At 70.6% G+C, this 26,002-nt stretch carries 25 protein-coding genes; 8 read left to right on the top strand and 17 right to left on the bottom strand.

All coding sequences use genetic code 11. The features are described 5' to 3' along the window. The first annotated feature begins 127 nt into the window (after positions 1-127). Positions 128-1,036 (top strand): LysR family transcriptional regulator, encoded by a 909-nt coding sequence (locus tag ABZ470_RS37930; protein WP_362917630.1) that lies wholly within the window; start codon positions 128-130, stop codon positions 1,034-1,036. Between the two features lie 14 nt (positions 1,037-1,050). On the opposite strand, the gene ABZ470_RS37925 is transcribed toward ABZ470_RS37930, so the two are convergent. Beyond that, positions 1,051-1,737: a hypothetical protein gene (locus ABZ470_RS37925; RefSeq protein ID WP_362917628.1), complete on the bottom strand. Its 687-nt coding sequence runs from the start codon at positions 1,735-1,737 to the stop codon at positions 1,051-1,053. Positions 1,738-2,764: 1,027 nt separating this feature from the next. Then, positions 2,765-3,244, bottom strand: a complete 480-nt coding sequence (locus ABZ470_RS37920; RefSeq protein ID WP_362917626.1) for an ATP-binding protein — start codon at positions 3,242-3,244, stop codon at positions 2,765-2,767. A 227-nt stretch (positions 3,245-3,471) separates the two neighbouring features. Between ABZ470_RS37920 and ABZ470_RS37915 the strand changes: the two genes are divergently transcribed. Together ABZ470_RS37915 and ABZ470_RS37910 are read left to right on the top strand one after the other, a co-directional pair. After that, a complete protein-coding gene (locus ABZ470_RS37915) occupies positions 3,472-4,350 on the top strand; it encodes a helix-turn-helix transcriptional regulator (RefSeq protein WP_362917624.1) in 879 nt (292 codons plus the stop codon). Next, positions 4,338-4,550 carry a DUF397 domain-containing protein gene (locus ABZ470_RS37910; RefSeq protein WP_362917622.1) on the top strand — a complete coding sequence of 71 codons (213 nt, stop codon included), beginning with the start codon at positions 4,338-4,340 and terminating at the stop codon, positions 4,548-4,550. Before ABZ470_RS37915 ends, ABZ470_RS37910 begins: the two co-directional genes overlap by 13 nt. Positions 4,551-4,569: 19 nt before the next feature. Here the strand turns inward: ABZ470_RS37910 and ABZ470_RS37905 are convergent, their stop codons facing one another. Together ABZ470_RS37905 and ABZ470_RS37900 are read right to left on the bottom strand one after the other, a co-directional pair. After that, on the bottom strand, positions 4,570-4,857 hold the full coding sequence (locus tag ABZ470_RS37905) for a helix-turn-helix transcriptional regulator (protein WP_362917620.1): 288 nt from the start codon (positions 4,855-4,857) through the stop codon (positions 4,570-4,572). Between the two features lie 102 nt (positions 4,858-4,959). Next, positions 4,960-5,568: a TetR/AcrR family transcriptional regulator gene (locus tag ABZ470_RS37900; RefSeq protein ID WP_362917618.1), complete on the bottom strand. Its 609-nt coding sequence runs from the start codon at positions 5,566-5,568 to the stop codon at positions 4,960-4,962. Positions 5,569-5,690: 122 nt separating this feature from the next. On the opposite strand from ABZ470_RS37900, the gene ABZ470_RS37895 reads away from it, so the two are divergent. After that, a complete protein-coding gene (locus ABZ470_RS37895) occupies positions 5,691-6,539 on the top strand; it encodes an SDR family oxidoreductase (RefSeq protein ID WP_362917616.1) in 849 nt (282 codons plus the stop codon). Between the two features lie 155 nt (positions 6,540-6,694). Here ABZ470_RS37895 and ABZ470_RS37890 read toward each other — a convergent pair whose 3' ends face one another. Then, positions 6,695-7,147, bottom strand: a complete 453-nt coding sequence (locus tag ABZ470_RS37890) for a hypothetical protein (RefSeq protein ID WP_362917614.1) — start codon at positions 7,145-7,147, stop codon at positions 6,695-6,697. Between the two features lie 447 nt (positions 7,148-7,594). On the opposite strand from ABZ470_RS37890, the gene ABZ470_RS37885 reads away from it, so the two are divergent. Then, complete coding sequence (locus tag ABZ470_RS37885) at positions 7,595-8,647, top strand: hypothetical protein (protein WP_362917612.1); 1,053 nt, start codon at positions 7,595-7,597, stop codon at positions 8,645-8,647. A 286-nt stretch (positions 8,648-8,933) separates the two neighbouring features. Further along, on the top strand, positions 8,934-10,058 hold the full coding sequence (locus tag ABZ470_RS37880; RefSeq protein ID WP_362917610.1) for a class I SAM-dependent methyltransferase: 1,125 nt from the start codon (positions 8,934-8,936) through the stop codon (positions 10,056-10,058). Here ABZ470_RS37880 and ABZ470_RS37875 read toward each other — a convergent pair. Together ABZ470_RS37875 and ABZ470_RS37870 are read right to left on the bottom strand one after the other, a co-directional pair. Then, positions 10,042-10,950, bottom strand: a complete 909-nt coding sequence (locus ABZ470_RS37875; protein WP_362917608.1) for a hypothetical protein — start codon at positions 10,948-10,950, stop codon at positions 10,042-10,044. The genes ABZ470_RS37880 and ABZ470_RS37875 overlap by 17 nt on opposite strands. 57 nt (positions 10,951-11,007) lie before the next feature. After that, positions 11,008-11,568 (bottom strand): hemerythrin domain-containing protein, encoded by a 561-nt coding sequence (locus ABZ470_RS37870; RefSeq protein WP_362917607.1) that lies wholly within the window; start codon positions 11,566-11,568, stop codon positions 11,008-11,010. Positions 11,569-11,845: 277 nt separating this feature from the next. Between ABZ470_RS37870 and ABZ470_RS37865 the strand changes: the two genes are divergently transcribed. Continuing rightward, a complete protein-coding gene (locus ABZ470_RS37865; RefSeq protein ID WP_362917605.1) occupies positions 11,846-12,112 on the top strand; it encodes a hypothetical protein in 267 nt (88 codons plus the stop codon). A gap of 45 nt (positions 12,113-12,157) precedes the next feature. On the opposite strand, the gene ABZ470_RS37860 is transcribed toward ABZ470_RS37865, so the two are convergent. From ABZ470_RS37860 to ABZ470_RS37830, 7 genes are all read right to left on the bottom strand, one after another. Further along, on the bottom strand, positions 12,158-13,816 hold the full coding sequence (locus ABZ470_RS37860) for a YfjP family GTPase (RefSeq protein ID WP_362917603.1): 1,659 nt from the start codon (positions 13,814-13,816) through the stop codon (positions 12,158-12,160). Further along, a complete protein-coding gene (locus ABZ470_RS37855) occupies positions 13,810-15,657 on the bottom strand; it encodes an ABC transporter (protein WP_362917601.1) in 1,848 nt (615 codons plus the stop codon). Before ABZ470_RS37855 ends, ABZ470_RS37860 begins: the two co-directional genes overlap by 7 nt. Before the next feature lie 262 nt (positions 15,658-15,919). Beyond that, a complete protein-coding gene (locus ABZ470_RS37850) occupies positions 15,920-16,636 on the bottom strand; it encodes a response regulator transcription factor (protein WP_352014282.1) in 717 nt (238 codons plus the stop codon). A gap of 53 nt (positions 16,637-16,689) precedes the next feature. Next, positions 16,690-17,304, bottom strand: coding sequence for a hypothetical protein (locus ABZ470_RS37845; RefSeq protein WP_362917599.1), 615 nt, complete (start codon positions 17,302-17,304; stop codon positions 16,690-16,692). Between the two features lie 38 nt (positions 17,305-17,342). After that, entirely contained in the window at positions 17,343-18,602 is a 1,260-nt protein-coding gene (locus ABZ470_RS37840) for an ABC transporter permease (RefSeq protein ID WP_362917597.1), read from the bottom strand. Continuing rightward, on the bottom strand, positions 18,599-19,351 hold the full coding sequence (locus tag ABZ470_RS37835; RefSeq protein ID WP_362917595.1) for an ABC transporter ATP-binding protein: 753 nt from the start codon (positions 19,349-19,351) through the stop codon (positions 18,599-18,601). The genes ABZ470_RS37840 and ABZ470_RS37835 overlap by 4 nt, the downstream gene beginning before the upstream one ends. Further along, positions 19,348-20,484: a biotin/lipoyl-binding protein gene (locus ABZ470_RS37830; protein ID WP_362917593.1), complete on the bottom strand. Its 1,137-nt coding sequence runs from the start codon at positions 20,482-20,484 to the stop codon at positions 19,348-19,350. The genes ABZ470_RS37835 and ABZ470_RS37830 overlap by 4 nt, the downstream gene beginning before the upstream one ends. Positions 20,485-20,662: 178 nt before the next feature. On the opposite strand from ABZ470_RS37830, the gene ABZ470_RS37825 reads away from it, so the two are divergent. Next, positions 20,663-22,495, top strand: coding sequence for an efflux RND transporter periplasmic adaptor subunit (locus tag ABZ470_RS37825; RefSeq protein ID WP_362917591.1), 1,833 nt, complete (start codon positions 20,663-20,665; stop codon positions 22,493-22,495). A gap of 113 nt (positions 22,496-22,608) precedes the next feature. Here the strand turns inward: ABZ470_RS37825 and ABZ470_RS37820 are convergent, their stop codons facing one another. Genes ABZ470_RS37820 through lhgO form a run of 3 tightly spaced genes read right to left on the bottom strand, consistent with a single transcriptional unit; the run spans position 22,609 to position 25,938 of the window. Next, positions 22,609-23,997, bottom strand: coding sequence for an ATP-binding protein (locus ABZ470_RS37820; protein ID WP_362917589.1), 1,389 nt, complete (start codon positions 23,995-23,997; stop codon positions 22,609-22,611). Between the two features lie 8 nt (positions 23,998-24,005). After that, positions 24,006-24,713: a response regulator transcription factor gene (locus tag ABZ470_RS37815; RefSeq protein ID WP_352014289.1), complete on the bottom strand. Its 708-nt coding sequence runs from the start codon at positions 24,711-24,713 to the stop codon at positions 24,006-24,008. Positions 24,714-24,747: 34 nt separating this feature from the next. After that, the gene (gene lhgO / locus ABZ470_RS37810; RefSeq protein ID WP_352014290.1) at positions 24,748-25,938 is read right to left on the bottom strand and encodes an L-2-hydroxyglutarate oxidase; all 1,191 of its coding nucleotides are present in this window, start codon (positions 25,936-25,938) and stop codon (positions 24,748-24,750) included. Positions 25,939-26,002: the final 64 nt, after the last annotated feature.

The following is a 26,002-nucleotide window of genomic DNA, read 5'->3' as shown; positions in this document are numbered from 1 at the left end:
CCGGCAACGTTATCCACCCCCGGAGGGTGCTCCCATCGCCGAAAGTCAACCTGTGGATAACCTCCATCGGGCCGGAAACAACCCCTGTTTGTACCCGTCTGTAAATAATTCCGGCGAAAATGGGCAGGTGATAGACACGCGACGGCTCAGGACCCTGCGTGCGGTGGCCGACCACCGGACGGTCACCGCCGCTGCCGCCGCGCTGCACCTCACCCCCTCGGCCGTCTCCCAGCAGCTCATCGCCCTCGAACACGAGGTCGGCCACCGACTGCTGGAACGCGACGGCCGGGGCGTACGACTGACCGCCGTCGGCCGCATCCTGCTGGGTCACGCCAACGAGGTGCTCGCCCAGCTGGAGCGGGCGGACGCCGACATCGCCGCCTACACCGCGGGCACGGCCGGGGAGGTGACGGTGGCCTCCTTCGCCACCGCCATCGGCCTGCTCGTCGCCCCGGCCGTCGGCAGGCTCAAGGACAAGGAGCCCGGCATCCGGGTGCGCGTCCTGGACGCGGAGGGGGACCAGAGCCTCACCATGGTCCTGGACGGCGCGGTCGATCTCGCGGTCGCGGTCGAGTACCGGGGTGCCCCGGCGGAAACCGACCGCAGGCTCTCACGCATCCCGCTCTACTCGGAGCCGTTCGACGTGGTCCTGCCCCGCGAGCACCCGCTGGCGGGGCAGGAGGTGACGGTGGCCGACCTGCACGGCGAGACCTGGATCGGCCCCTACCCCGGCAACCCCTGCCACGACGTGATCGCGCTGGCCTGTGAGCACGCGGGTTTCACCCCCGAGTTCGCGCACTCCTCGGACGATTTCAGCGCCGTCGTGGCGCTGGCCGCCGCCGGGGCGGGGGTGGCGATGGTGCCGCGCCTGGCGCTGCGCGGCCCCGACCTGTCGGGGGTGGCGGTCCGCCCGGTCTCGGGCCCCGAACGCCGTGTCTTCGCCGCCGTACGGCGAGGCGCGGAGCACCACCCCCTGCTCGTCCCCCTTCTGGACGCCCTACGGGACGTCGCGACGGCCCTACGTCACCCGGCCTGACGGCGCCGGTTCACCTAGCAGTTCTTGACGGTGTGCACGTAGGTCCAGTCAGCGTTGCGGTCCTCGCTGGGGGCCGGCGGAGTGATGTAGACCAGTTTGCCGCTCCGGTCGTACATCCGCGCTGTCGTCCCCTTCGTCTGGTTGTTGTCCCAAGAGCCGGCACCGGTGTAAGGAATCGTGTACCTGGCGCAGCGGTACATGTCGATGTAGCTGCCCCTGAAATTGGGACGGCTGTAGGCGCAGAAGTGATGGTAGGCCGCTCCACTGGTGGAGCAACCGGCGACGAGGCCGGTCTCCGGAGACAGCTGTCGGGGAGCGTCCTCGTCCGGAAGGGCGATAAGCACGTCCGCCCTCCCCTCGATGACGACCTTGTTGAGGGCCACCTGCCTGCCCCCCATGGTGAACAGGTAGAGGTTCGCGCTGTTCTGCAGCGTGGTGATCTGCTCCTCGGTCAGCCCCGCGGCCCTGCCCTGCTCGGCGAAGGCCGCCTGCGCCTCGGGCGAGGTCGCGTTCGCGAAGCTCTCGGGCGCGACCAGGCTCTTGGAGTCCCCGGAAGGGGCCACGTTCGCGGGGTCGTCGGGCGAGGTCACGGCCCCGGCGCCCTGGGCGGTGAGGAACAGTGCCAGCGCGGCGCCCGACAGTACGGCCAGAGGCCGCGCCGTACGCCTTGCCGATGTGATGGTGATGCCCTTCGCACGCATGGACGTTCGTCCTTTCGTCGGTGGAGAGGTCCTCGACGCCTTCCACGGGAGGCTCCTCGGCCGTCTGCGTGATGACGTTCCACATGGCCACGTTCGGGAGAACCCAACGGGGAAGGCGTGACGTGTCACGGGGGCCGGAGACCTTTGGCCTGGTCATCCGTGGTGCCCGCCGTGAGACAAGAATGACCCACATGCGTTCCCGCGGCATTGTGGATATGCGCCAGGTTATTGCTTATATGCGTCAGGCCCCTGTGCGACCGGAGATGTGCAGGCGCCGGTACTCCTGGGGGTGATGCCGCAGGCGGTACGGAAGGCGTCGGTGAGTCCCCACCGGGCCGCGACGGCGGGGGCCTGCCGGCCTTCGAGCTGGAGATTGGCCAGGTCACGGCGGCAGTGGTCCAGCCGTAGAGCGCGGATCCAGGCGGGGACCGTGCGTCTCGGTCAGGAAGAGCCGGTGCGGGGCCCGGACGGAGATGTTGTGCGCCGCCACGATGGTCCCCGGCGAGGGCGTGGCGGCAGCGCCTGGGCGACCAGATGCCGCCGGTGTTCGAACCGCCCGGCATCGGTGTGAATCGCCGTGCGCGCTGTCGTCCTCCTTATGAGGTCACTGATTTTCCTACCGTTCGTGTCCGTGCTGACCGGAACCGGAGGCCGCTCATCGCGACCCCGCAACCCCCTTTTTTCAGGATATTTCGTCATTCGTGAATTAACGCGAGGCTTGCACAAAACGTCATTATCATTCCGACCGAAACACCCTCTCGGCCGACCGGGACCGTACGGGCGATCGAACCCATTCTCCATTCACACCCATTCACCGCGTCCCGGCTCTCCGGCCCCCGGCACACGCCCGTTTCCTTTCCGCAGGCGGTTCGCCGCCCGGTTTCGGAAGGCGAACACCGGACGACGGGTACGGCGAAGGCGGCGCGCGTGGAGGCGACCGGAGAACGGGGGAACCGCCAAGCCGGAATTCCGTTCCGGCCGGGAATGCCGTCGCACTCCAGGAGATACGGCGACCGCCGCACTCGGGCTAGGAGAGAAAGGCGGGCCCGCCCGCCTCGGGGAGGCCGAGGGATTTCGGCGGGTCGAAAAAGTTCTCAAGCCCGGGGAAAGGGTCCCGTGGGATCGCGGGGATCTCGCACCAGACCGTACGGCCCCGCTCAAGGGAGCGGCAGCCCCAGGTTCCGCCGGAGAGCAACCCGACGAGGACCAGGCCGCGTCCCCTCTCCGACAGGAGGGAGCTCTCCGGCGACGTCATGGGACAGCCCTGGTCCACGACCTCGATCCGCAGCAGGTCACCCAGCGCGAGCAGTCGCAGCGTCAGCGAGCCGTCCCCCGGCTCGCCGCCCGCGTGCAGCACGGCGTCGGTGACCAGTTCCGACACGGCGAGCCGGACGTTCTCGTAGGCGGGATGGTCCGTCCCCAGCCATTCACGGACTTCGTCGCGCGCCCGTGAAGCGGACTCTGGGTGATCGGGAAAGCTGGTTTCGCTGTTTTTCTCCGGTCTCATGGGACGCCTTCCCCAGCCGAATTGGGCTGGATTTCCGTTTCACTCGGTTCGTTGACCAAGGCGCCGTCCTGCTCCAGGGCGGCACTCATACGGTCGCAAAGCCATGAGCCGAGGGGGCCATAAAGCCGTTCGCATTGCCTTCACAGTTCCGCGAACGCCTGCCGAACCTCCTAAATCCACCTACACAATGGCCTGGTACCGATCCGCGAAGCCGAGAGGAGCTGCAGATGGTCGTCCCCCCGGAACAGGAGCAGGAACAGGAGTCGGCAACAGAACCGACAGACCCCATCGATCCCTACATTTCCCCGCGAATTAGATTCGGGACGGAACTCCGCAAATTCCGCCTCGCCGCGGGGTTCAGCCAGCGAGAACTCGGCAACGTCATCCACCTGTCGGTCAGTCAGCTCAGCATGATCGAGAACGGCCACCGCGCACCGACCCTCGCCCTGGCCAGGAGGGTGGACAAGGCCCTCAACATCGGCACGACCCTCGCCGGCCTGCTCGACCGGCTGAACCGGGCCGAGGCCCAGCTCCCCCGCTGGTTCCGTCCCTGGCTGGAGTTCGAGCGCGAGGCCGAGACCCTGCGCATCTGGGGGGCGCTGATCGTGCCCGGCCTGTTGCAGACCGAGGACTACGCGCGGGCCATCCTGAGTCGCAAGCCCGGCGCCACCACCGAGCAGGTCGAGGACAAGGTGGCGGCCAGGATGGAGCGGCAGGAGATCCTGAAGCGACGGATGCCGCCGATGCTGTGGATCGTGTTGGACGAGGGCGTGCTGTACCGCCCCATCGCCGACCCCGAGGTGATGCGGGGGCAGTGCGAGCGACTGCTTGAGGCCGGGGAGCAACTGCGCGTATCCCTACAGATCCTTCCCTACACCGCGCGGAACGTGCTTGGCTTGCTGGGAAGCTTCACCCTGGCGGACCTGCCGAGGGAGACCTGTCCAGTGGCCTACATCGACTCGCAGAGCCTGGACGACCGCGTCACCGACCGGGCGACCGACATGAAGAACCTGGCGTTCCGCTACGAGGCGATCCGCGCCGACGCCCTCCCCCGGCGCGAGTCCCTCAACCTGATCAAGGAGACGATGCGCAGATGGACGACCTGACCAGGCACCTCTCCACCGCCCGGTGGCACAAGTCCAGCCTGTCCGGAGACGACGGAAGCGACTGCGTGGAGGTCGCCGCCCTGCCCGGTGGGCACCACGCCCTCCGCGACACCAAGAACCGCACCGGCCCCGCTCTCATCCTCACCCCGGCTGCATGGACCAACCTCGTCGGCGTCCTCAAGGCCGACGCCCTCGGCTGAACCGGCTTTCACTGGCCCCTCAGGCGGCGGGTGCCCGAGGGGCCAGACGAATCTCAAGCTCGGCGTCCAGCGCGCGGGCCAGCCGGTCCAGGATCGGCAGCGTGGGGATGCTCACTCCCGCCTCGAAGCGGGTCACCGCCGTCCGGGTCATCCTGGCCGCGCGGGCCAGGTCGTCCTGACTCCAGCCCCGCTCCTCACGCATCGCGCGGACGACCTTGCCCAGCTCGTAGGCGAGACGCGCCGCCTCGTAGACCTCGGCTGCGTCCGGCTCGTTCATCCGGCGCCCCCTGAGCTCCCGTCGGCTCACGTCGCCTCCCCTCTCTCACATTCGTTATAACTCCTCGCGTTTACCCAAACACAAAAAGTAAGACTCTTCCATCGATATCGAGGCCCCACCAGACTTCGTGGGTCAGCCCCGGGGGCGTAGGCCGTTCAGGGCGGTTTTCACGAGGTTGTCGGCGTATTCGGGGGTCAGTGGGCCCGTGCGCTGGAGCCAGCGGTTGAGCAGGGGGCCCCAGAGCACGTCCACGGCCAGGTCGAGGTCGAGGTCCCCGGCCAGCTGCCCGGCCCGCTGGGCGACCGCGAGCCTTCGCTTCTTGATCTCCCTCATCGGCTCGTCGAGTCGTTCGCGGTAGACGGCGGCCAGGCCGGGATCGTGCGCGATCTCGGTGGTGAGCGCGCGCATCGGCTCGTCGTAGCGCGGATCGCTCAGCTCCACGACCGTGGCGCGCATGACCGTCTTGAGGTCGGCCTCCAGGTCACCGGTGTCGGGCAGCGCTGCCTCGCCTTCCTCCCCCTCGCTGAGCGCGAGGAAGGCGTCGAAGAGCACCGCCCCCTTCGACGGCCACCAGCGGTAGATCGTCTGCTTGCCGACCCCGGCCCGCGCGGCGATGCCCTCGATGCTCAGCTTGGCGTATCCGACCTCGCCGACCAGGTCGAAGGCCGCGGTGAGGATGGCCCGGCGGGAGGCGTCGCTGCGCCGGGAGGAGTTGGGCGTGCTCTGACGTCGCGTGGTCACGCGCCCAACCTAGCAAAACACAAGACGAGACGGACCGTCTTGACATACCCACACGATCCTCCTATGGTTGCCGACATCAAGCGAGACGAACCGTCTCGGTTCACTTAAAGAGGAGTTCCCGTATGCGCACCTCCCCACGTACCTGGTTCATCACCGGCGCGAGCCGGGGCCTGGGCCGCGCCTTCGCCCTGGCCGCCCTGGAACGCGGCGACCGGGTCGCCGCCGTCTCCCGCACCGTCACCCCGCACGACTTCGGCGACCGGTACGGCGACCGCCTGCTGACGTTGTCCCTGGACGTGACCGACCGGGAGGCCGTGTTCGCCGCCGTGGCCGGCGCCGTCGAGCACTTCGGCCACCTCGACATCGTCGTCAACAACGCCGGCACCCTGTCCATGGGCATGGTCGAGGAGTTCACCGAGGCCGAGGCCCGCGCCCAGTTGGAGGTCAACCTCTTCGGGGCGATGTGGGTCTGCCAGGCCGTACTGCCCCATCTCCGGGAGCGGGGGGCCGGGCACATCCTGCAGGTCTCCAGCATCGCCGCCCTCGGCGGCTTCCCGAGCACCGGGATGTACAGCGCGAGCAAGTTCGCGCTCGAAGGCATGAGTGAGGCGCTGGCCATGGAGGTCGCGGGCTTCGGCGTCAAGGTCACCATCGTCGAACCCGGCGGTTACTGGACCGACCTGTACACCAACCCGGCCATGACCACCCCCGCGGAGCCGTACGGCCCGCTCCGCGCCGAGCTGGAGAAGCAGTGGGCGGAGGGTTCGATCGACAGCGAGCCGCAGTTGGCCGCGGAGGCGGTGCTGAAGCTGGTCGACAGCGCGGACCCGCCGCTGCGGTTGCTGCTCGGGAGCATGGTCTACGACCTGGCCTTCGACGTCTGCCGACGGCGGATGGAGACGTGGGAGAGCTGGGAGGAGGTCAGCCGGGCGGCCGAGCACGCCGTACCGGCGCCGGGACTCTCCGGGTGACCGGGGCCGGGAAACCGGAATCCGGCGGGCGGATAATCTCTCACTCAGCGTTGTGCTTTTCAGGGATTATCCGTCCGGACAGACCGCGGCGAACGGACGGCGGCAGCAAGGAGAAACGCCGGGGCGACCATTCCGGGCGGCCGGAAAGAGGGGCGTCAGAACGCCAGGTCCCAGACGCTCCATCCGGGCGCGCATTCCATTTCCCGGTACGTCGACCTGCCCACGTCCGGGGGCGTCAGGGTGTAGGCGAAGCAGTACCGCAGGTGGCCACCATGGTCCACCTGCGTGTCGTAGTACTTGTGAATGCGGACCGAGACCTCGGTGCGACCGGCACGGACGTCGAACGCCGTGATCTCGGCGGCGTGTTCCTTCATGACGTCCTGGAAGGCGCTTTCCTGGGCCGTCGCCGGTAAGGCGGTGAAACCCCGGAAAAACTCGGCCGCCGCTTCCCGCACCTGGCGTTGGGCCATGTGGAGATTCTCCATCGCCTGATGCGTGTTGCCGGAGACGATCCAGCCGTACCCGGCCAGGAGGACCAGGGCGACCACGCCGATGACGGCCATGCCGACGTAGTCGTCGAGTGAGTGACGTTCCTCATCAGGTTTCACGGCGGCTCGACCCCCCGCCTCCAATATGACGGACGGGCCGCGGCGGCGCCATCGCGCCGCCGTGACCATGCACGGCCCTCGCGTGACGGTATATGTCGCCAGGCGGGACAATCCCCCGGATATGGGGCGAATTATCGGAAAATGCCCATCGCCTGTATCTGGAGCACCCGACCGAGGCCCCCGGAAAACCACGCCACGACCCCGGCAAGACAGGCCATCAGAGGAGGAAAAGCGCTCACTGTTCTGCGAGGCTTGCCGGTGTTACGCTGCGAGAGTCCCGGTCATCCATAATTAGCGGGTCCGTATTCGCCTCTTCGGTCCGCTTTCGCCAGCGTGGATTTCCCTGGGGTCCGGGGCCGACCCCATCCTTCCCGTCTGGACCATTCGGATTCCCGGCAACGGGTCACCCCCACTTTGGAGCGTTACATGCCGAGCGGCTGCATCTTCATGACCCCAGGGGTTCTGCGCGACCTCAAGACCGAGGCGACCTACGACATCCCGGCCGACCTCAGGAACCACCCCGTGGGGAGTCTGGTGACCTACACCCTCGCCGGCCCCAGGACCGTCGGCTCCATCACCCAGGGCCTGGTCGGCATGACCATCGCCGGGAACGCCGTCGACGACGAGGCCGGAAGGCTCATCCCGCTGAGCCCCGCGTTACGGGACGCCTACCCAGAGCGCACCCGCGTCCGGTTCTACGGCACCCCCGACGAGGTGAGCAGGGTGGCCGCCCTCGGACTCGTCATCGGCACCCCGGCCCGCCGGACCGACCTCGTGGACCTGACGGAGAGCGCCCCCGCCGACCTGTCCGACCTGGGCATCTCGATCGAGCAGGACGCCGAGGACAAGTCCGACTTCCCGGCCAGGCAGCTCTACTACTACGTCGGCCCCGAGCGGGCGTGGACCACGCGCATCCACACCTGCACCGCGCTGGCCATGTGGAGCCGTACGGCGGGCATCTCCTACCTGTCCCACGCCGATTCGAGCACGCCCCCGGAGCGGATCGCCGAGCGCGTCACGGAGTTCTTCACCGACGTGATCAAGGCCGGGGCCGTTCTCAGCACGCCCGGCGAGCTGAGCGTCGTCCTGTTCACCGCCGAGGACACGCTGACCGGCAGGGGCAGCTCGGTCCAGAGCGTCCTGGGCGCGCTCGACCACCTCGGCGCGGCGCACACCAGGGTCTTCTACGAGCACGCCAGGTGCCACATCGCCGGCCCCAGCGACACCGTCGTGGTCTCGGCGGGCGCCGCCCCCCGGGTGCTCCTCAGCTACGCCGACCACGTGGAGCACCTGCTGACCCGCTACACCATCAAGGGTGAGCGCACCGTCCGGGACATCCTCGTCGAGGTGCTGAAGACCGCCCAGGCGAACCACGAGTTCGAGCCCAAGGCCTATCTCGCGGCGAAGAAGGCGAGGTCACAGGGCGACGACCAGCTCCACCGGCTCCTCGTCGCCCTGGCCGGCCTCACCGAGGAGGACGCCGCCAAGCGCTGGGGGTGACCTGCTCGCGTGTGGAGGTGGGGGCCGGAACCACCTGGCTCCGGCCCCATGCTCCCCGGCGGGGTGCCATTGTTTGTCATACCTTGTTGTTCCCGTCCCCACGAGGAGGTCGATCGTGTCCTTCCCACCGCCCGGCATGGTGCTCGGTGACGTCCCGTCGCGCGCTTCCTCGCGGGAGGCCGTCACCCGCTGAGCCGAGAACCCGCCGTCATCAGGCGGGAGACCGTCCACACCGCGACGAGGCGCTCTTCATGACCATCACTGGTTCGATCATGAGGAGCCCCGAGTGCTCACGATTCACTGGACCGAGGGCGGCGCGCCCCGGTCCGCTCTCTGGCGTTCCGAGAACGGCTCGCCACCGCCCGCCCGCGTGCTGGTCGCCGACGACCGGCTCACCGCCGACGCCGCGTACCGGCTGGCCCGCCAGGGCGTAGGACTGCTGTGGCGCGGCGACTTCCACAACGCCCGACAGCTCATGCGCGCCATGGCGCGACGCGTGGAACGGGCGCCGTCCGAGGCGGCTGTCTCTCCGGCGTCCCCGGCGCGGGCCTTCCACCTGCACCGTCAGGCCCGTTCCCGGCGTGCCGTCGTCCTGGGCAGGCTACTGGTGCCACTCGACCACGAGCACGCCGTACCCCTGCGGCGTGCCCCGGACGTACGGCGGGCCTGCACTCAGGTGTACGGCCCCGCGCGAGGGCCCTCGGTGGTCTCGCTGCCCGAGTTGCTCGGCGTCGTCGGCGCCTGCGAGTGGCGCGGCAGGGGGGTCGAGGTGCCCGCGCTCGGCGGGCGGATCCACCCGCACTACGGCGTCTTCTCCCCGGTCAGAGGGGAGTACGCCGACCTGGTCGCCCGCGCGCCGCTCCCGTCGCGGTCACTGGCGTTCGACGTCGGCACCGGGACCGGCGTGCTCGCCGCGATCCTCGCCCGCCGGGGTGTCGAACGGCTGGTGGCGACCGACCAGGACCCGCGTGCCGTGGCGTGCGCCCGCGACAACGTCGAACGGCTGGGACTGACCGGCCGGATCGACGTCGTGCGCGCCGACCTCTTCCCCCCGGGGCGCGCGCCGCTCGTCGTCTGCAACCCGCCGTGGCTGCCCGCCGAGCCGTGCTCCCCGTTCGACCACGCGGTCTACGATCCGGGCGGTCGTGTGCTCCGGGGTTTCCTGAACGGGCTCGCCGAGCGTCTCGAACCGGAGGGTGAGGGCTGGCTGATCCTGTCCGACCTGGCCGAACACCTGGCCCTGCGGACCCGTGCCGAGCTACTGGCCGCCTTCGGGTCGGCGGGGCTGCGGGTGGCGGACAGGCTGGAGGTACGGCCCCGGCACCCGAGGGCGACCGATCCGAAGGACCCGCTGCACGCGGCCCGCGCCGCCGAGGTCACCTCACTGTGGCGGCTCAGGCCGGTTCGCTGAGGGCCAGGGTTCCGTTGCGGTGCAGGAGTTCGACGGCGTGGACGGTGGCGTGTCCACGCCAGTCGAGCACACCGGCCGGGGAGATCCTGGCGTACTCGACGGTCCATCCGCCGTCGTCCCGCTGCTCCCCGGCCAGGCGCTCCAGGTCGGCGGCGATCACCTCCGGCGTGAAGAGGGCACGTGCGGGACGGCCCGGCAGGGGCGCGAAGTCCAGCGGGCGCAGCACCTCGTTCTCTGTGCCGCCCTCGACGGCCACCACACCGTCCGCGGGGACGTGCTCCCCCAGCCGCCGCAGGAGCCCGGCCGCCTCGGGGTGGGTGTCGTGCACGGCGTCGAGGAACAGTACGGCGAAGAGCAGCACGTAGGCGGTGGGCCGTTCCTCGATCGCCCCGATCACGTCCAGGCAGTGGCGGGTGGCACGGGCCAGCCACGGGTGCCCGGCCACCCCCCGGTCGTGTACGGCGACGCGGTGCGCGGCGGCCGCCGTCACGGCGGTGATCTGCAACGACGAGCCCGGGGTCGTGGCCCCGGCCGCCCACCAGGGGGCGGTTCCCTCCCGGACGGTCAACGGCAGGGCGAAGGGCAGCCCGCCGTCCGGCAGCGTGACCGTCCCAAGCCAGTCGCACAGCTCGACGGCCCGCCCGGTGGTGACCGGGGCGACGTCCCCGAACACCTCGAAGGCGTGCAACGCGGCGCCCGGCTGGCTCTCCGGCGAGCGCAGGTCGGCTTCAAGACCCCAGCCGTAACCACCGTCGGCGTTGCGGTAGCCGTCGAGCGCGGCCAGCACGGCACCGGGGTCGGCCCGGCCCGTCAACAGTTCGAAACGACGGCGGTCGAGGACACGCGCGTGGGTGGCCATGAAGGACGTCGCCGTGGCGAGATCAACGCTCATGGCCCCCATCGTCGCCAGGCCGTACGGCACGCGTCTTGCAGGAAACGGTCTTCCTGACTAGTCGTTCCCGAGGGATTGGAGCCAGGCGGGCGGCCTGAAGTCGGGGTCGCCGGGGGAACCGAGCGCGTCGAGGGCCGCGACGATCTTCCTCTCCTCGTAGGTGAAGTGCGACTCAAGGATGGCGGTCAGGCCGTCGAGGGTGTCGCGCACCCGCCGTGCCTCCTCGGGGCCGGGAGGCCGGTCGCCAAAGTCCTCGACCAGGCCCTCGACCAGGTTCTCCAGGTCACGCAGGATGCCGGCGACGAGCTGGTGGTCGTGTTCGAGCTGCTCGATGACGGGGCGCAGTTCGGGGAAGCGCCCGGCGAGGGCGGGGAAGGCTCCGGCGTCCTCGCCGGTGTGGTGCAGGGTCAGCGCGGAGCAGAAGGCCAGGCAGTGCGCCCGCAGCCGCCGTGGCCGCTCCATGCGGCCTTCGAGGTAGGTGTCGACGTCGTCGCCGAGCCTGGTCAGCTCCTCGCGGAGCCAGTCGTGCACCTCGATCAGCTGGTTGCCGAACGCCGCGAGGCGATCGCCCGGGTTGGTGGGGGTTTCCATGGTCGTCCCATGTTTCGGCGCCTCCATGCCCTCGGCGATCTCCTTGCCGGGTGCACTGCGACGCTGAGGCGGGATTCCATCACCTCCGGCCGCCGCCGTCAACCCGTCTGGCGTGCCCAACCCCCGTGAACGGCAATCTTTCCGAGGCCCGGGTTCGGGGCTTCCGCGCTGCCGGATATGGGCTGGAAAAGGCCTTCCAAATAAATCCATAAATCCGACTTAACGGATAAATCGCTTCGTATTCTGGGCTTGTCGATCGCGTCCTCCGGCGAATGTTCCGGGGGCCTGGTCAGAGGAGGAGTCCATGGACCGCAGGCATCGTCCCAGCCCGGCGCTTCTCGCCGCCCTCGCCCTCTCCGGCGTCGCGTTCCTCCCCGCCACCACCGCATCGGCGCAGGTGACGCCCCCCGGTGACAAGCCACCGGCCTACCAGCAGGCCTACGAGAAGGGGTATGCCGACTCGGCCCACATGTGTGACAAGGCCGCGAGCTTCTCCTACGAGGAATCGGACAGCTGGGACAGGAAAGGCTGGGTGGACGGTTACAACGCCGGCCACGCCGCCCAATGCTGACGCGGGGAACCTTCCGCGACGGACGCCTCCCCGGAATTTCCCGCTTCAGCGTTTCTCGTTCCTGTTCTCGGAACGGGCGCAGGCGACGGCCTCGGTGAAGTCCCGGTAGCGGGTGACCTCGTCGCCGATCGGATCCAGCACGAGGTCCCTGGCCACCTGGTCCACGTTCGCCCGCAGCGCCCGTTCCGCCCTGCGCGCCCTGCGACGGCCGCCCGCCCAGGCCGCCAGCCGTGAGAGTCCGGCGATCAGCAGCCCCAGCAGGGCGCCGCCGACCAGCAGCGCCGTCGGCCAGGGCACCTCCCCCGCCGTCGGCAGGTCCGGCCGGGGCAGCCTGAGGTAGTCCAGGCCCGCCAGGCCGAGCAGCCACAGGCCGCCCGCCAGCGTGACCGCGAACACCAGCCACTGCGCCGCCCCGACCACCCGCCACCACACGGGCCGCCGGGCCGAGCCGAGCGACGTGGCGGCGATCGCCCGGTCGAGGCCGTCCTCAAGCTCGTCCCCGTGCGCCCTGGCCGCCCGCCGTACGGCCGTCGCCCACGGCTCGGGCAGCCCCTCGGCGGCGGTGTCGGCGGTCCTGCGGATCGCGGTGTCCATCCTGGAGCGCTGCACGGTGGACGCGACGGGCATCGACGTACGGCCGACCAGCCCTCCTGCCTGGGCGGTCCCGGTCCGGGCGGTTTCCGCCTGGACGGCGAGACGCAGGCGGCGCAGCGGGTCGGGGCGGAGGCGGCGCAGCCACCGGGTCGGCGGCCAGCCGGTCGCGACGATCGAACGGTGCCGGTGCGAGGTGGCCACCGCCCTGACAACGACCGGTACCCCGGCCGCCTCGGACAACGCGGCGGTCAACGGTCCGGCCAGGCCTTCGACGTTCTCCCGGGGGCCGGAGCCGGTTCCCGAGGCGGTGTCGAGGCGGGCGGCGGCCGTACCGACGTCGGCGGCGAGGCGGGCGGCCCACGAGCGCCGGTCGGTGACCCGGGCGGCCAGCAGGGCGCCGAGTTCGCGCATGCCCTCCCCGGTGCGCGCGGAGACCCCGAGCAGCGGCACCCCGCCGAGGCCGTCCTCACCGAGCAGCCGCCGCAGGTCGTCGAGACAGCGCCGGGCGGCGTCCCGGCTGAGCCGGTCGACCTGGTTGAGCACGACGACCGTCACGTCCCGGTGCCCGGAGAGCGGGCGCAGGTAGCGGTCGTGGACGGCCGCGTCGGCGTACTTCTGCGGGTCGAGCACCCACACCAGCAGGTCGACCATCTCGACCAGCCGATCGACCTCGACGCGGTGCGACGGCTCGATCGAGTCGTGGTCGGGCAGGTCGAGCAGGATCAGCCCGGCCGCCTCGCTTTCGACGTGCGGCACCTCGTGGCGGCGGGGCACCCGGAGCCAGTCGAGCAGCGGCGCCGCCCCCTCGCCCTCCCAGAGCGCGGCCTGCGCGGTCGAGGTGGTCGGCCTGGTCACCCCGACCGTGGCCAGGTCGGTACCGGACAGCGCGTTGAACAGCGACGACTTGCCGCTTCCCGTGGCCCCGGCCAGCGCGACCACCGTGTGCCCGACCGACAGGCCACGCCGTACGCCCGCGCGGGTGACCACGGAACGCGCCCCGGCGACCGCGTCCTCGTCCAGTCGCCCGTCGGCCAGGTCCGCCGCCCTGGCCAGCGCGTCGAGCCGGTCGTCGAGGGAGGCGGACTCCTTACGGCGCAGCAGCTTCACCACCCCTCCACCTCCCCAGGTCCGCCCCCGGGAACCTCCCTCGGCCCGCCCCCGGAAACCTCACGCGGCGGCCCGTCTCCGGGGCCACCCCCGGAACGCGATCCGTCTCCGAGTCCGTCCCCGGTCGCGGGAAGCTCCCCTCGGCGGTCCTGTACGGCCCGCGCCACCTCCCGTAGCGCGGGGCCGGCCTCCCCCGGTGGTTCGACCGCGTCCAGGAGGCCGGTGAACCGGTCGGCCTCCTCGTTGAGCAGGATGGCCACCCTGGCACGCAGGTCGGTGCGGGCCTTGACGGTGAGGGTGCGCACGGCCTGGTCCCCGAAGACCGCCTCAAGGAGCTTCTGGCTGAGCACGCTGGTGCCTCCGGCGATGCCGACCTCGATCCCGGTCAGGCCGCCCGTCGAGGCGAACACCGCGAGCATCAGCAGCAGCCCGGCGCCGTTGACTCCGTAGGAGGTGAACCTCGCCACGCTCCGCCGGTCGGCGCCCTCCTCACGGACCAGGTCGAGCACGTACCCCTGCCAGCCCCTGACCGCCGCCTCGGCCCTGGCGGGCAGGTCGGCCGAGGCCCTGCCAAGGCGTCCCGCCGTCACGACCCCCGCCTCCTCAAGCAGGGCACGGCCCGTGGGACGCGCGGTCCAGGCGTCGAGCGCGCGTTCCGCCGCGCCGTCGGCCGAGGCCCTGATCAGTGCCTCGACCCCGCTCTCCAACGCGATCCGCAGGTCGTTCTCCGGAGCGGGACGGCCGGTGACCAGTGCGACCAGGCGGTCCCTGAACCGGCCGACCCTGCTCTCCAGGGAGCGCATCAGGTCTCCGGTGCCGATGAAGTCCTGCCAGCGGGCCAGCACCTCACCGCGCAGCAGCGACCCGTCGAGCATGCCCTCGTCGAAGGCGGCCAGGCCGAAGGTGTAGGCGTCGGCCGTCAGCGAGCGCAGTTCCCTGGCGGCGGCGTGCTGGTGGTCGACGGCGTCGGCCAGGGCGGGCACCCGTACGGCGAGGCTCTCCAGCGCCCCGGACAGGGTCTGGCGCACCACCTCGGCGCGGGCCCGCGAGTCGGCGGCGATACCGGTCAGCCAGTCGGCGACCTCCCGTACGGCGGGGCGCGGCAGGCGGCCGTTCTCCTCGGGCAGGGTCAGCTCGGGCACCTCGAACAGCCGGGTCCCGCCGAGGCCGTTCTCTTCGAGGAGCCTGGCCAGGTCCTTCCTGACGACGCCCATGGCCTCGGGGGGCACCCGTGACAGCACGACCGCGAGCGCGGTGCTGCGTTCCCTGGCAGCGCGCAGGAAGCCCCACGGCACCTCGTCCGCGTAGCGGGCGGCGGTGGTCGTGAACAGCCACAGGTCGGCCGCGGCGAGCAGTTGGGCGGCGAGTTCGCGGTTGGCGGCCACGACCGAGTCGATGTCCGGCGCGTCGAGCAGGGCCAGGCCCGCGGGCAGGGAGGGCGCGGTGACCACGCGCAGTGTGCCCGGCTGCCCTCGGGCTCCGGTCACCCGTGGCAGGCCCGGCAGGACGTGCTGGGCGGTGAACCACGCCTCGTCGGCGGGGCTGGTCACCAGGGTGGGCGCGAGTGTGGTCGGCCGCAGCACGCCGGGTTCGGTGACGTCGGCGCCGACGACGGAGTTGACCAGGGTGGACTTGCCCGCCCCGGTCGAGCCGCCGACGACGGCCAGCAGCGGGGCGTCGAGCGCGGTGAGCCGGGGGATCAGGTAGTCGTCGAGCTGACCGGCCAGTTCCTTCTGGGCGGCGCGCCCGGCCCGCGCGTCTCCGGCCGCCAGGGGGAACAGGTCGCGGTCGAGATGGCGCCGCAGCTCGCGCAGCGCCGCGAGCAACCCGTCGCTCCGGCTCATAGGAGCGGTTTTCCCCGGTAAATGCCCCCTAGACATGATTTTGCCCCACCGCTCGACCGGATCACGGGGGCGAACCCGGTAGAGCGGTGGGGCCTTAACCCCGAAGTCCGCGTGAGGGCTACGTCCGAGCTCGTCTCCCCCGCAGCTGGAGGCGAGCCCGACCCTTCCGCGCGACCGCGGGGTGATCGGGGGTCACTCGCTGTTCATTGGAACACCCGAAGCTCAGCGTCACTTGAGCCGAAGCTGAATGTCCGCTGAATATTCAACCACTCTGAGGCGGCCGAAGGACATACCCAACCCCCCGCAAGGTGTGTATGAGCCTCGGTTCGGCCATATCCACCTTTCGACGGAGATAGGAGACATAGGACTCGACAACCCCGGCGTCTCCCCCGAAGTCGTAGTTCCAGACGTGGTCGAGGATCTGCGCCTTGGACAGCACCCTGCCCGTGTTGACCATGAAGTAGTGCAGCAGCTTGAACTCCGTCGGCGAGAGCCGTACGGCCTTGCCCGCGCGCCAGACCTGGTGCGCCTCCTCGTCCAGCTCAAGGTCGGCGACCTTCAACCGGACAGGAAGGTCCAGATCCCCCCTCGTACGGCGCAGCACGGCCCGGATGCGGGCCAGGACCTCCTCAAGACTGAACGGCTTGGTCACGTAGTCGTCGGCGACCCGCAGGCCGGTGACCTTGTCGTCGGTCGCGTCCCTGGCGGTCAGGAAGAGGACGGGGATCTGCCCGCCCATCGCCCGCAGCCGCCCGGCGACCGTGAACCCGTCCATGTCCGGCAGCATCACGTCCAGCACGACCAGGTCGGGGCGGATCCGCTCGGCGAAGTGCACGGCCTCCCTGCCGTCCGCCGCCGTCACCACCTCGAAGCCGGATCTGCGCAGGCTGACGGAGAGCAGCTCGCGGATGTTCGGTTCGTCGTCGACGATCAGCAACCTGGCTTCGACCTTGTCCAGCACATCACGAGGCTTGCTCACCCCCCTGGAACGCAGCTCAGGTCCGGCTGAACGTTTCCTGAGAGAGGAGATCGTCATCGTCGGACCCCGCCCTCGTTGATCGCGGTCGCGGTCACGGAGCCGTCCGCGCCCTTGGCGCCCTGCACGACGACCGTGCCGCCCGTGGTCAGGTCGCCTACCTTGCCCTGCTTGGAGATCCGCACGTTCGTCTGGTCGGTGGTGTTCACGGTGACGACGGTCCCGTCCTGCTGCTGAAGGTAGACCTTGCCGCCCTCGACCTTCTGCACGGTGCCGACGGTCACACCCCCCTGACCGCCCCGCTGTCCGTTGCCGAACCCGCCCTGGCCGTTCCCCTGGCCACTGCTTTGGCCGCTGCCTTGGCCACTGCCTTGGCCACTGCCTTGGCCGCCGAACCCACCGCGTCCGCCGTAACCGCCGGGAACCCCGTAACCACCGGGGCCCTGCCGCATCGCGGCGGTCCGGTCGCCGGTCGGCCCGCCGAACGCCTTCTGCGCCTGGATGCCCACGATCACCCCGACGACGAGCGCGAGGGCCGCGCCGAGCACCAGCGTGAGTCTGGAGATCCCGCGCCTACGCCCGGCCGCGAGCTCGCCGTCCAGGTCGCCCTTGAACGGGGAGGTCTCAAGCAACTCCCGCGCCGGGGTCCTGTCGTCCGCGCCGTCGCCCATCTCTTCTCCTCGCGTAGGTCGTACAGGTCGTCTGTGGCTCACTCGTGGCGCAGTGCCTCGATGGGCCTGAGCTTGGCCGCCCGGTTCGCCGGATAACCGCCGAAGAACAGCCCGATGCCCACGGAGACACCCAGGGCCAGCGCGATCGACGACGGCACGAGCACCGGTTCGATGCCGGCGATCGTGAAGCGGGTGCCGACGAAGGCGATCGCGACACCCGTCAGCCCGCCGAGCAGGCTCAGCACCGTCGCCTCAAGCAGGAACTGGCCGAGGATGGCGCTCCTGGGCGCGCCGATCGCCTTCCTGATGCCGATCTCCCTGGTCCGCTCGGTCACGGTGACCAGCATGATGTTCGTGATGCCGATGCCGCCGACGAGCAGCGAGATCGCGGCGACCGCGCCGAGCAGGCTGGTGAAGATCCCCACGGTCGAACTGACCGTCTCCTGCAGGGTCGCCTGGTTCAGGATGCGGTAGTCCGCGCTACCCGTCGGGGTGATGCCGTGGCGCTGGTTGAGCACCGCGGTCACCTCGTTCTGCGCCGAGGTGGTCGTGTCGGACCCGGTCGCCTGCACCACGATCGAGCTGAGCGCGCCGAAGCCCGTCAGGCTCTGCTGTACGGCCGGCAGCGGCACGATGGCCACGTCGTCGGCGTCCTGGAAGCCGAAGCCGGAGGAACCCGACGTCTTCAGCACCCCGATCACCGTGAACGGCACCCCGGAGACGCTGACCTGCTCGCCGACCGGGCTGGTCGTGCCGAACAGCTCGTCGGCGACCGTCTTGCCGATCACCATGACCTTCCGCGCCGCGAGCACGTCGTCGTTGACGAAGTAGGAACCGGTCTCGACGGGCTTGTTCATCGCCTCGAAGTAGCTGGGGTAGGTGCCGACGAGCTGGGAGATCGTGTGACTGGCCCCGTCCCGTACGGCGGTCGCCGAACCGGTGCTCACCACCGGGGAGACGCTCCTGGCCGAGGGCACCTGCTCGGGGTCGGCCAGCGCCTTGGCGTCGTCGAGGGTGAGCTGCCTGGCCTGGGTACGGGGGCCGTTGCCCTGCCGGGAGGACCCGACTCCGACGGGGCCGCCGATCCCGCCCCCGGCGAAGGAGGCGGAGACGGTCAGGGTGTTGGCCCCGAGCCGCTGGATGCTCTTCTGGATGCTCTGCGAGGCGCCCTCGCCGAAGGCGACCAGCAGGATCACCGCGGCGACCCCGATCAGGATGCCCAGGGTGGTCAGGAAGCTGCGCAGCTTGTTGGCGGCGAGGCCGCGCAGCGCGAAGCGCAGGATCTCCAGCCTGCTCACGAGGCGCCTCCCGGCGTGGACTGGAGCCTGACGGCTGAACGGGGCGGGGGGCCGCCGACCGGCGCCTGGCGGCGGTCGTCCACGATCAGCCCGTCCACCAGGCGGATGACCCGCTTGGCGTGCGCGGCGACGTCGTCCTCGTGGGTGATGAGCACGATCGTACGGCCGGACTCGCTCAGCCCGTCGAGGATCTCCAGCACGTCCCCGGTCGCCTTGGTGTCGAGGTTGCCGGTCGGCTCGTCGGCGAGCAGCAGGGCCGGGGAGGTGACCAGCGCCCTGGCCACGGCGACGCGCTGCTGCTGGCCGCCGGACAGTTCGTTGGGCTCGTGCCGTACCCGGTCGGACAGGCCGACCTGCTCCAGGGCGGCCATCGCGCGGGCCCGGCGCTCCTGGGCGGTGACCCCGCCGTAGGCCATGGGCAGTTCGACGTTGGCCAGCGCGCTCATCCTCGGGATGAGGTTGAACGACTGGAAGACGAACCCGATCTTGCGGTTGCGCAGGATGGCGAGCCTGCGTTCGTCGAGGCTCCCGACGTCCACGCCGTCGATGAGGTAGCTGCCGGAGGAGGGGACGTCCAGGCAGCCCAGGATGTTCATGAGCGTGGACTTGCCCGAGCCCGAGGCGCCCATGACGGCCACGTAGTCACCCCGCTCGACGGTGAGCGAGACCCCGCGCAGAGCCCTGACCTCGGCGTCGCCCCTGCCGTACACCTTGGTGATGTCGGTGAGGGCCAGGACGGGGGCGGTCATCTGACGCCCCCGAGCCCACCGCCGCCGCGGTTGCCACCGCCGAGGCCGGGGAAGCCGCCCTGCTGGTTGGTCCCGGTCGCGGCCGGGCGGACGACCTGGTCGCCCTCGGCGAGTCCGGAGGTGATCTCGGTGAGCGTGTCGCCCCTGACCCCGACCTCGACCTGCACGGAGGTCTGAGCGCCGTTGCGCAGGACGGTCACGGTGCTGCGTCCGCCCGTCGTGGTGACCACGGTCGAGGGGACGGCCAGCACGTTCTCCGCCTGTCCCACGGCGACCTTGACCGTGGCCGTCTGGCCGAGCCTGATCTCCGAGGGCACCTGGACGAAGGAGATCGTCACCGGATACTGGACGACGTTGTTGCTGGTCGCTGCGGTCGGCTGGATCTGGGTGACCTTGCCGGTCGCGGTGACGCCGGGCAGCGCGTCGAACGTGACGGCGGCGCTCTGACCGATCTTGAGCTTGGTGATGTCCGACTCGGTGAAGGTGCCGACGAGCTGGAGTTTTCGGGTGTCGGCCAGCTCGACGAACCCGGTCGAACTCGTTCCGGTCGAGCCGCTCGCCGTCCTCGACGAACCTCCCGAGGAGCCCGTCGAGGAGCCCGAGGAGCCGGAGGAACCCGAGGAGCTCGCGGAGCCGCCGCTCGCGGGGCCGCCGACCGTGCCGTTGACGGCGGTGACCGTACCGGCGAACGGCGCCTTGATGACGGTCGCCGCCACCGTGCGTCCGGCCGCCCGGTAGGTGTTCCTGGCGTTGACGTACTGGGCGTAGAGGGCGGCGGTCGAGGTGTCGTCGTCCGCGGAGTCGAGTGCCGCCGCGGCGGCGTCCAGGCTCTCCCGCGCCGCGCTGTCGTCCAGCCTGGCCAGGATCTGCCCCTTCCTGACCTTGTCCCCCACCTCGACGTAGATCTTCTTGACGGTGCCGTTCGTCCCGAAGCCCAGCGAGCGGGCCTGGGCGCTCTCCACGGCGCCCGACGCGGAGACCGAGGCGGTCACCGTACTCCGGGTCACCGTGACGGCCCGTGCCGCACCGCCTGCGGCCGAGGTGGCGTCCGCGGAGGAGGAGGTGGATCCCCCGAGAGAGGAGAAGGCGATTCCCACGCCGCCCAGCAACAGGACCGCCAGGGTCCCGTTCACGAGCAGCGTCCTACGCCTGGTCGACAGCTTCACAGCGCTCGACCCTGGCGTATCAGTCTTGGGCTAAACCCAACTCTTGCTGAGTGTTTCCTGCAAGCCTTCTACCGATATGGACATACAGGAAATATTCAGGTTTTTGTGAGCAGGTAGTGAATCGGGCACGCCAAGATGGTCCGCCATGAGACCGACCAACCTCCCGAAACCCGCGCGCGTAGGAGGACTCGCCCTGGCCGCCCTCGTCCTCGTGGGCGCGGGCGTGTTCTACGCCCTCGACGACGGCGCCGAGCGGGCACCCCGGGTCGAACTCGTCGCCACCCGGCGCGGAACCGTGACCGCCGCGGTCTCGGCGGCGGGCAACACCGTGGACGAACGGACCAGGGAACTGGCCTTCGGCGGTTCGGGAACGGTCAGGAAGGTCTACGTCAAGGCCGGGGACAAGGTACGCAGGGGCGAGGTGCTCGCCGCCATCGGCTCGGCACCGGCCCGCGAACGGTACAGCGCGGCCAAGGCACAGCTCGCGGCGGCCCAGGAGGCCCTGGACGCCGCCGAGGAGAGAGCCGCCTCCCCCACCCCGACCCAGCCCCAGAACCAGTCCCAGGGCCAGGGCCAGTCCCAAGGGCAGTCCCAGGGCCAAAGTCAGGGTCAGGGCCAGGCCGGTTCCGGCACGGCCGGTGGGGCGCAGTGTCCACCGGCCTCCCCAGCCCCGTCCCCGACCGGTACGGCCACGCCGAACCCCTCACCCGGGCGCAGCCGTACGGCCGAGCCCGGCCGGACACTGGTGCCGGGCGGCACCCCCTCCCCCACTGTGCCCCCCACCGAGGCCCCTGCCGTCACCCCGACCGCCCTGCCCAGTGGCGGAGCGGGCCGGGCCGGGGCGGGTGCGGTCGTGCCCGCCGGATACCTCGTCAAGACCGGGCCCACCACCGTGCCGACGCCGACGCCGACCACCAGGGCGAGGCGGCACGGCGGGGGGTCGGGCCACCCCGCGCCCGCCCCCACCGTCACCGTCACCGTCACCGCGACGGTCACGGTCACCGCGATCCCCGAGGTCACCCCGACCCGCTCCGGCCCCTCGAACCCGACCCCCACGGCCCCGGAGGCGACCCCCACCGCGAAACCCACCCCGAGGCCCACCGCCAAGCCCGGTGAGAAGCCCGGTGGAAAGCCCACCACGAGGCCCACAGGAAAGCCCACCCCCGGCCCCACCACGTGCGCCGGCACAGGAAACGGCAACGGAAACGGCCAGGGCACCGGGCAGGGCGCCAAGCGCGGCACCGGTCAGAACGCCCAGGGCCAGGACGCCTCCCGCCTTCGGAACGGCGGCGCAAAAGGCACGGACGGCATCGGCGGCGGGCAGGGGGCGCTCAGCGTCGACCAGGCACAGGCCCAGGTCAAGCGGGCGCAGGCCGAGCTGACCGACGCCCGCGAGGAGCTGAACGGGGTCAGGATCACCGCCCCCGCCGCAGGAACCGTGATGTCCGTCGCGGGCGCCGTCGGGGACGAGGCGGGCACCGGCGCCTTCGTCACCCTCGGCGACCTCGACGAACTCCAGATCGAGGCACTGTTCACCGAGTCGGACATCGGCAGCCTCAAGCTGGGGCAGCGCGCCACGATCACCCTGGCCACCCGGGACGGCAAGAAGTACGACGGCACGGTCACCCACATCGCGCCGACCGCGACGACCACCGGCCAGCTCGTGAGGTACGGCGTCACGATCGCCTTCGACGAGGCCCCCGCCGACCTCCTGGTGGGCCAGACCGCCACCGTCACCGTCACCGTCGCCCAGTCCCAGGCCGCCCTCTACCTGCCCGCGCAGGCCGTACGGACCAAGGACGGCGTCTCGCGGGTCACCGTGCAGGGCGGCGGCGAGCGTGTGGTGACGACGGGCGTGCGGAGCGACCAGTACGTCGAGATCACCTCGGGTCTCGCGGAGAACGACCGGGTGGTCCTGCCCACCGGAGCCACCGCCGACGGCTTCCCCGACGGCACCTGGCCCGGCGGCCTCTCGTAACCCGCCCCGGCCGGGCGGAGGGACCGTGCTGTCTCACCGTCCGGCCGCCGGCTCATCCCGTACCGCCCCGTCCAGCCCGACGTGTCCGGCTTTCCGTCCGGCCGTCGGGGTGGTCAGGCCGAGTCGGGGGCGAGGGGGAGGGTCACCCGGAAGGTCGAGCCCTTGCCGAGGTCGGAGTCCACGGCGACGGCGCCACCGTGGGCGTCCACGATGGCGGCCACGATGGCCAGGCCGAGGCCGCTGCCGCCGTCCTCCGGGGCTCGGCGGCCCCGGGAGGAGTCGACCCGGTAGAACCGTTCGAAGACCCGCTCGCACTGCTCCGCGCTGAGCCCGGGCCCCTCGTCGGTCACCTCGACGACCGCCATGGAACCCTGCGCCGACAGCGTCATGCGGACCGGGGTGCCGTCCGGAGTGTGGGTCAGGGCGTTGTTCATCAGGTTGCCGACGACCTGGCGCAGCCGTACCTCGTCGCCGGAGACGATGAGGGCGGCGCCGTCCACGGTGAGCGTGACCTCACGGGAGGGCGCGAGGATGCGGGCGTCGTGGGTGGCGTCGGCGGCGATGGCGAGCAGGTCGACGGGGCGCATGGCCATGGGCCGCTGCTGGTCGAGTCTGGCCAGCATCAACAGGTCGTCCACGAGCAGGCCCATCCTGACCGCCTCCGACTCGACCCGGCGCATCAGCGGCGCGGGATCGACCTCGGGGGCCTGCCGGTAGAACTCGGCGAACCCCCTGATCGACGTCAGCGGCGTGCGGAGCTCGTGGGAGGCGTCGGCGACGAACCTGCGCATGCGCTCCTCCGAGCGGCGGGCCGACAGCTCCGACTCCGACCTGGCCTCGAAGGCGGACTCGATCTGGGCGAGCATGCTGTTCAGCGACTGGCCGAGCCTGCCGACCTCGGTCGCCGGGTTGGCCGCGGGGACACGACGGCTCAGGTCACCGGCCGCGATGGCCTGGGCGGTGCGCTCGATCTCCTCAAGCGGGCGCATGCTCCGCCTGATGATCACCACGCCGACCCCGGCGAGCATCAGCATGAGGCCGCCCCCGCCGAGCAGTTCGACCAGGGCGAGCTGGCCGACGATCTGCCTGACCTCGGACATGTCCACGGCCACCACGACGCTTCCGCCGTCGTCGAGGGGGAAGCGGTGGACCCGCCACTCGTCGATCTCGAACGGGTAGCTCCTCACGAAGGCCGGCAGGCGGGGGCCCCGTTTGTTCTCCACGTCGGTGCCCTGGAGCAGCAGGTCGATCTCACCGTGCGGGTCGCGGATCTCCACCCGGGTGTCGGACGGCACCGGCCTGCCGACCAGTGTGGAGGGGCCGTTGCGGTGCAGACGGCGTATCACGCTGTCCGCGTTCAGCTGCGCCTGGCTGTCCACCCGGTCGATGAGATAGCCCCGCATGATCGAGACACTGCCGAAGCCGATCAACGCCAGCGCGATGGTGAGCAGGACGAGGACGACGGCGATCAGTTTGACCCTGAGCGGAGCGGCTCCGATCATCGGCCTCATCAGTGTCCCGGGGGCAGGCGGAGCACGTACCCGACGCCGCGCAGGGTGTGGATCAGCCGGGGATCGGCGTTGTCGATCTTCCTGCGGAGCACCGAGACGTAGGACTCGACGATCCCGACGTCCCCCCGGAAGTCGTAGTCCCACACGTGGTCCAGGATCTGCGCCTTCGACAGCACCCGTCCCGCGTTGACCATGAAGTAGCGCAGCAGTTTGAACTCCGTCGGCGACAGCGAGACCGGCTTGCCTCCGCGCCACACCTCGTGGCTCTCCTCGTCGAGCTCGATGTCGGCGAAGGTGAGCCGGGGCGGCCTGGCGAACAGGTCCCCCGCCCCCGTACGGCGCAGCACCGCCCTGATGCGTGCCACGACCTCCTCAAGGCTGAACGGCTTGGTCACGTAGTCGTCCCCGCCCGCCGTCAGCCCACGGATCTTGTCCTCGGTGGCGTCGCGAGCGGTCAGGAAGAGCACGGGCGTGTCGCTGCCGCCGCCGCGCAACCGCCGTACGACGTCGAAGCCGTCCATGTCGGGAAGCATGACGTCGAGCACGATGAGGTCGGGACGATAACGCTGAACCGCGGCGACGGCCTCGGTGCCGCTGCCCGCCGTGTTCACCCCGAATCCGGCGAACCGCAGGCTGGCGGCCAGCAGTTCGAGGATGTTGGGCTCGTCCTCGACGATCAGGAGGCGAGCCTCGGGAGAATCGGTCACGGGTTTATCTTCACTCGCCCACATGAAAAAGGAGTTAATTGGTCAATACTGAGGTTAACCCCACGATGTGCCTGGCGATCGCAAGACTGGAGGTCGCGGCCGGTGAGGGGGCGTTTCTCACCAGCGCCACCCGGCCGTGCACGTCGACGGCGAAGTCGTCCAGCATGCTCCCGTCCCCTGCCACGGCCTGGGCCCGTACGCCGCCGGTCGTCCTGACCAGGTCGGAACCGGTCAGTTCGGGGACGTAGCGGCGCGCCGCCGTCAGGAACGAGCTCTTGAGCATCGAGCCGGTCACCTCCCGGACCCCGGTGCGCCAGTGGCGGGCGGCCAGTTTCCTGGTGCCCTTCCAGGTCAGGATCCTGCGCAGGTCGGTGAGATCGATGTCACGCCAGGAGTAACCCTCAAGCGCCAGCGCCATGACCGCGTTGGGGCCGACCAGCACCTCACCGTCGATCCTGCGGGTCAGGTGCACGCCCAGGAAGGGGTAGCGGGGGTCGGGAACCGGATAGATCAGGCCCCTGACCAGGTCCTTCGAGGCCCCGGCCAGCGCGTAGTACTCACCGCGGAAGGGCACGATCCGCACGTTCCCCGTCGCCTTCGCCATCCTGGCGACGTTGTCGGTGCCGAGCCCGGCGCAGACGACCAGGCGGTCGAAGGCGAGCCTGCGCCGTCCCGCGATCACCTCGACGCCCCGGGCGGTCTCCCGCAGCGCGCGCACCGGGTGGGACAGCAGCACCGAGCCGCCCGTCTCCTCCACGTCCTTGGCCAGACGGCGGGCGACCGCGGGGAAGTCGGCGATGGCGGTGCGCGGGGAGTGCACCGCGGCCACCCCGACGGCGTGCGGCTCGATCTCGCGCAGCCCGAGCGCGTCCAGTTCGGCGATTCCGGGGACCCCGTTCTCGCGGGCCCGTTCGGCGATGGCGTTCAGCCCGGCGCGTTCCGAGGGGGTCGAGGCGATCACGAGCTTGCCGACCTCGTCGTAGGCGATGGCGTGCTCGGCGCAGTACTCCCTGAGCAGGGCCATCCCGTCCCGGCAGAGTTCGGCCTTGAGCGAGCCCGGCTTGTAGTAGATGCCCGCGTGGACCACTCCGCTGTTGTGGCCGGTCTGGTGCGCCCCGACGCGGTCCTCCTTTTCGAGGACGGTCACCGTGGCCCCGTGCGTCAGCGCCAGCTCCCTGGCGACGGCCAGGCCAACGATCCCCGCACCGACGACCCCGACCTTCACGTCCCTACCTCCCTGATCGCCGCCGGAACGCCCATGTGCGAAAGCTAGCGCCATCCTTCTCCTG

Source organism: Streptosporangium sp. NPDC020072 (assembly GCF_040631445.1).
Lineage (GTDB): Bacteria > Actinomycetota > Actinomycetes > Streptosporangiales > Streptosporangiaceae > Streptosporangium.
This window is presented reverse-complemented; position numbering and strand designations above follow the sequence as displayed.

Coding starts and splice junctions, on each gene's coding strand:
- ABZ470_RS37920 (WP_362917626.1), bottom strand. CDS start 3,244: ATGAGACCGGAGAAAAACAGCGAAACCAGCTTTCCCGATCACCCAGAG.
- ABZ470_RS37865 (WP_362917605.1), top strand. CDS start 11,846: ATGGACCGCAGGCATCGTCCCAGCCCGGCGCTTCTCGCCGCCCTCGCC.
- ABZ470_RS37910 (WP_362917622.1), top strand. CDS start 4,338: ATGGACGACCTGACCAGGCACCTCTCCACCGCCCGGTGGCACAAGTCC.
- ABZ470_RS37845 (WP_362917599.1), bottom strand. CDS start 17,304: ATGGGCGACGGCGCGGACGACAGGACCCCGGCGCGGGAGTTGCTTGAG.
- ABZ470_RS37925 (WP_362917628.1), bottom strand. CDS start 1,737: ATGCGTGCGAAGGGCATCACCATCACATCGGCAAGGCGTACGGCGCGG.
- ABZ470_RS37875 (WP_362917608.1), bottom strand. CDS start 10,950: ATGAGCGTTGATCTCGCCACGGCGACGTCCTTCATGGCCACCCACGCG.
- ABZ470_RS37915 (WP_362917624.1), top strand. CDS start 3,472: ATGGTCGTCCCCCCGGAACAGGAGCAGGAACAGGAGTCGGCAACAGAA.
- ABZ470_RS37895 (WP_362917616.1), top strand. CDS start 5,691: ATGCGCACCTCCCCACGTACCTGGTTCATCACCGGCGCGAGCCGGGGC.
- ABZ470_RS37835 (WP_362917595.1), bottom strand. CDS start 19,351: ATGACCGCCCCCGTCCTGGCCCTCACCGACATCACCAAGGTGTACGGC.
- ABZ470_RS37825 (WP_362917591.1), top strand. CDS start 20,663: ATGAGACCGACCAACCTCCCGAAACCCGCGCGCGTAGGAGGACTCGCC.
- ABZ470_RS37870 (WP_362917607.1), bottom strand. CDS start 11,568: ATGGAGGCGCCGAAACATGGGACGACCATGGAAACCCCCACCAACCCG.
- ABZ470_RS37855 (WP_362917601.1), bottom strand. CDS start 15,657: ATGAGCCGGAGCGACGGGTTGCTCGCGGCGCTGCGCGAGCTGCGGCGC.
- ABZ470_RS37820 (WP_362917589.1), bottom strand. CDS start 23,997: ATGATCGGAGCCGCTCCGCTCAGGGTCAAACTGATCGCCGTCGTCCTC.
- ABZ470_RS37885 (WP_362917612.1), top strand. CDS start 7,595: ATGACCCCAGGGGTTCTGCGCGACCTCAAGACCGAGGCGACCTACGAC.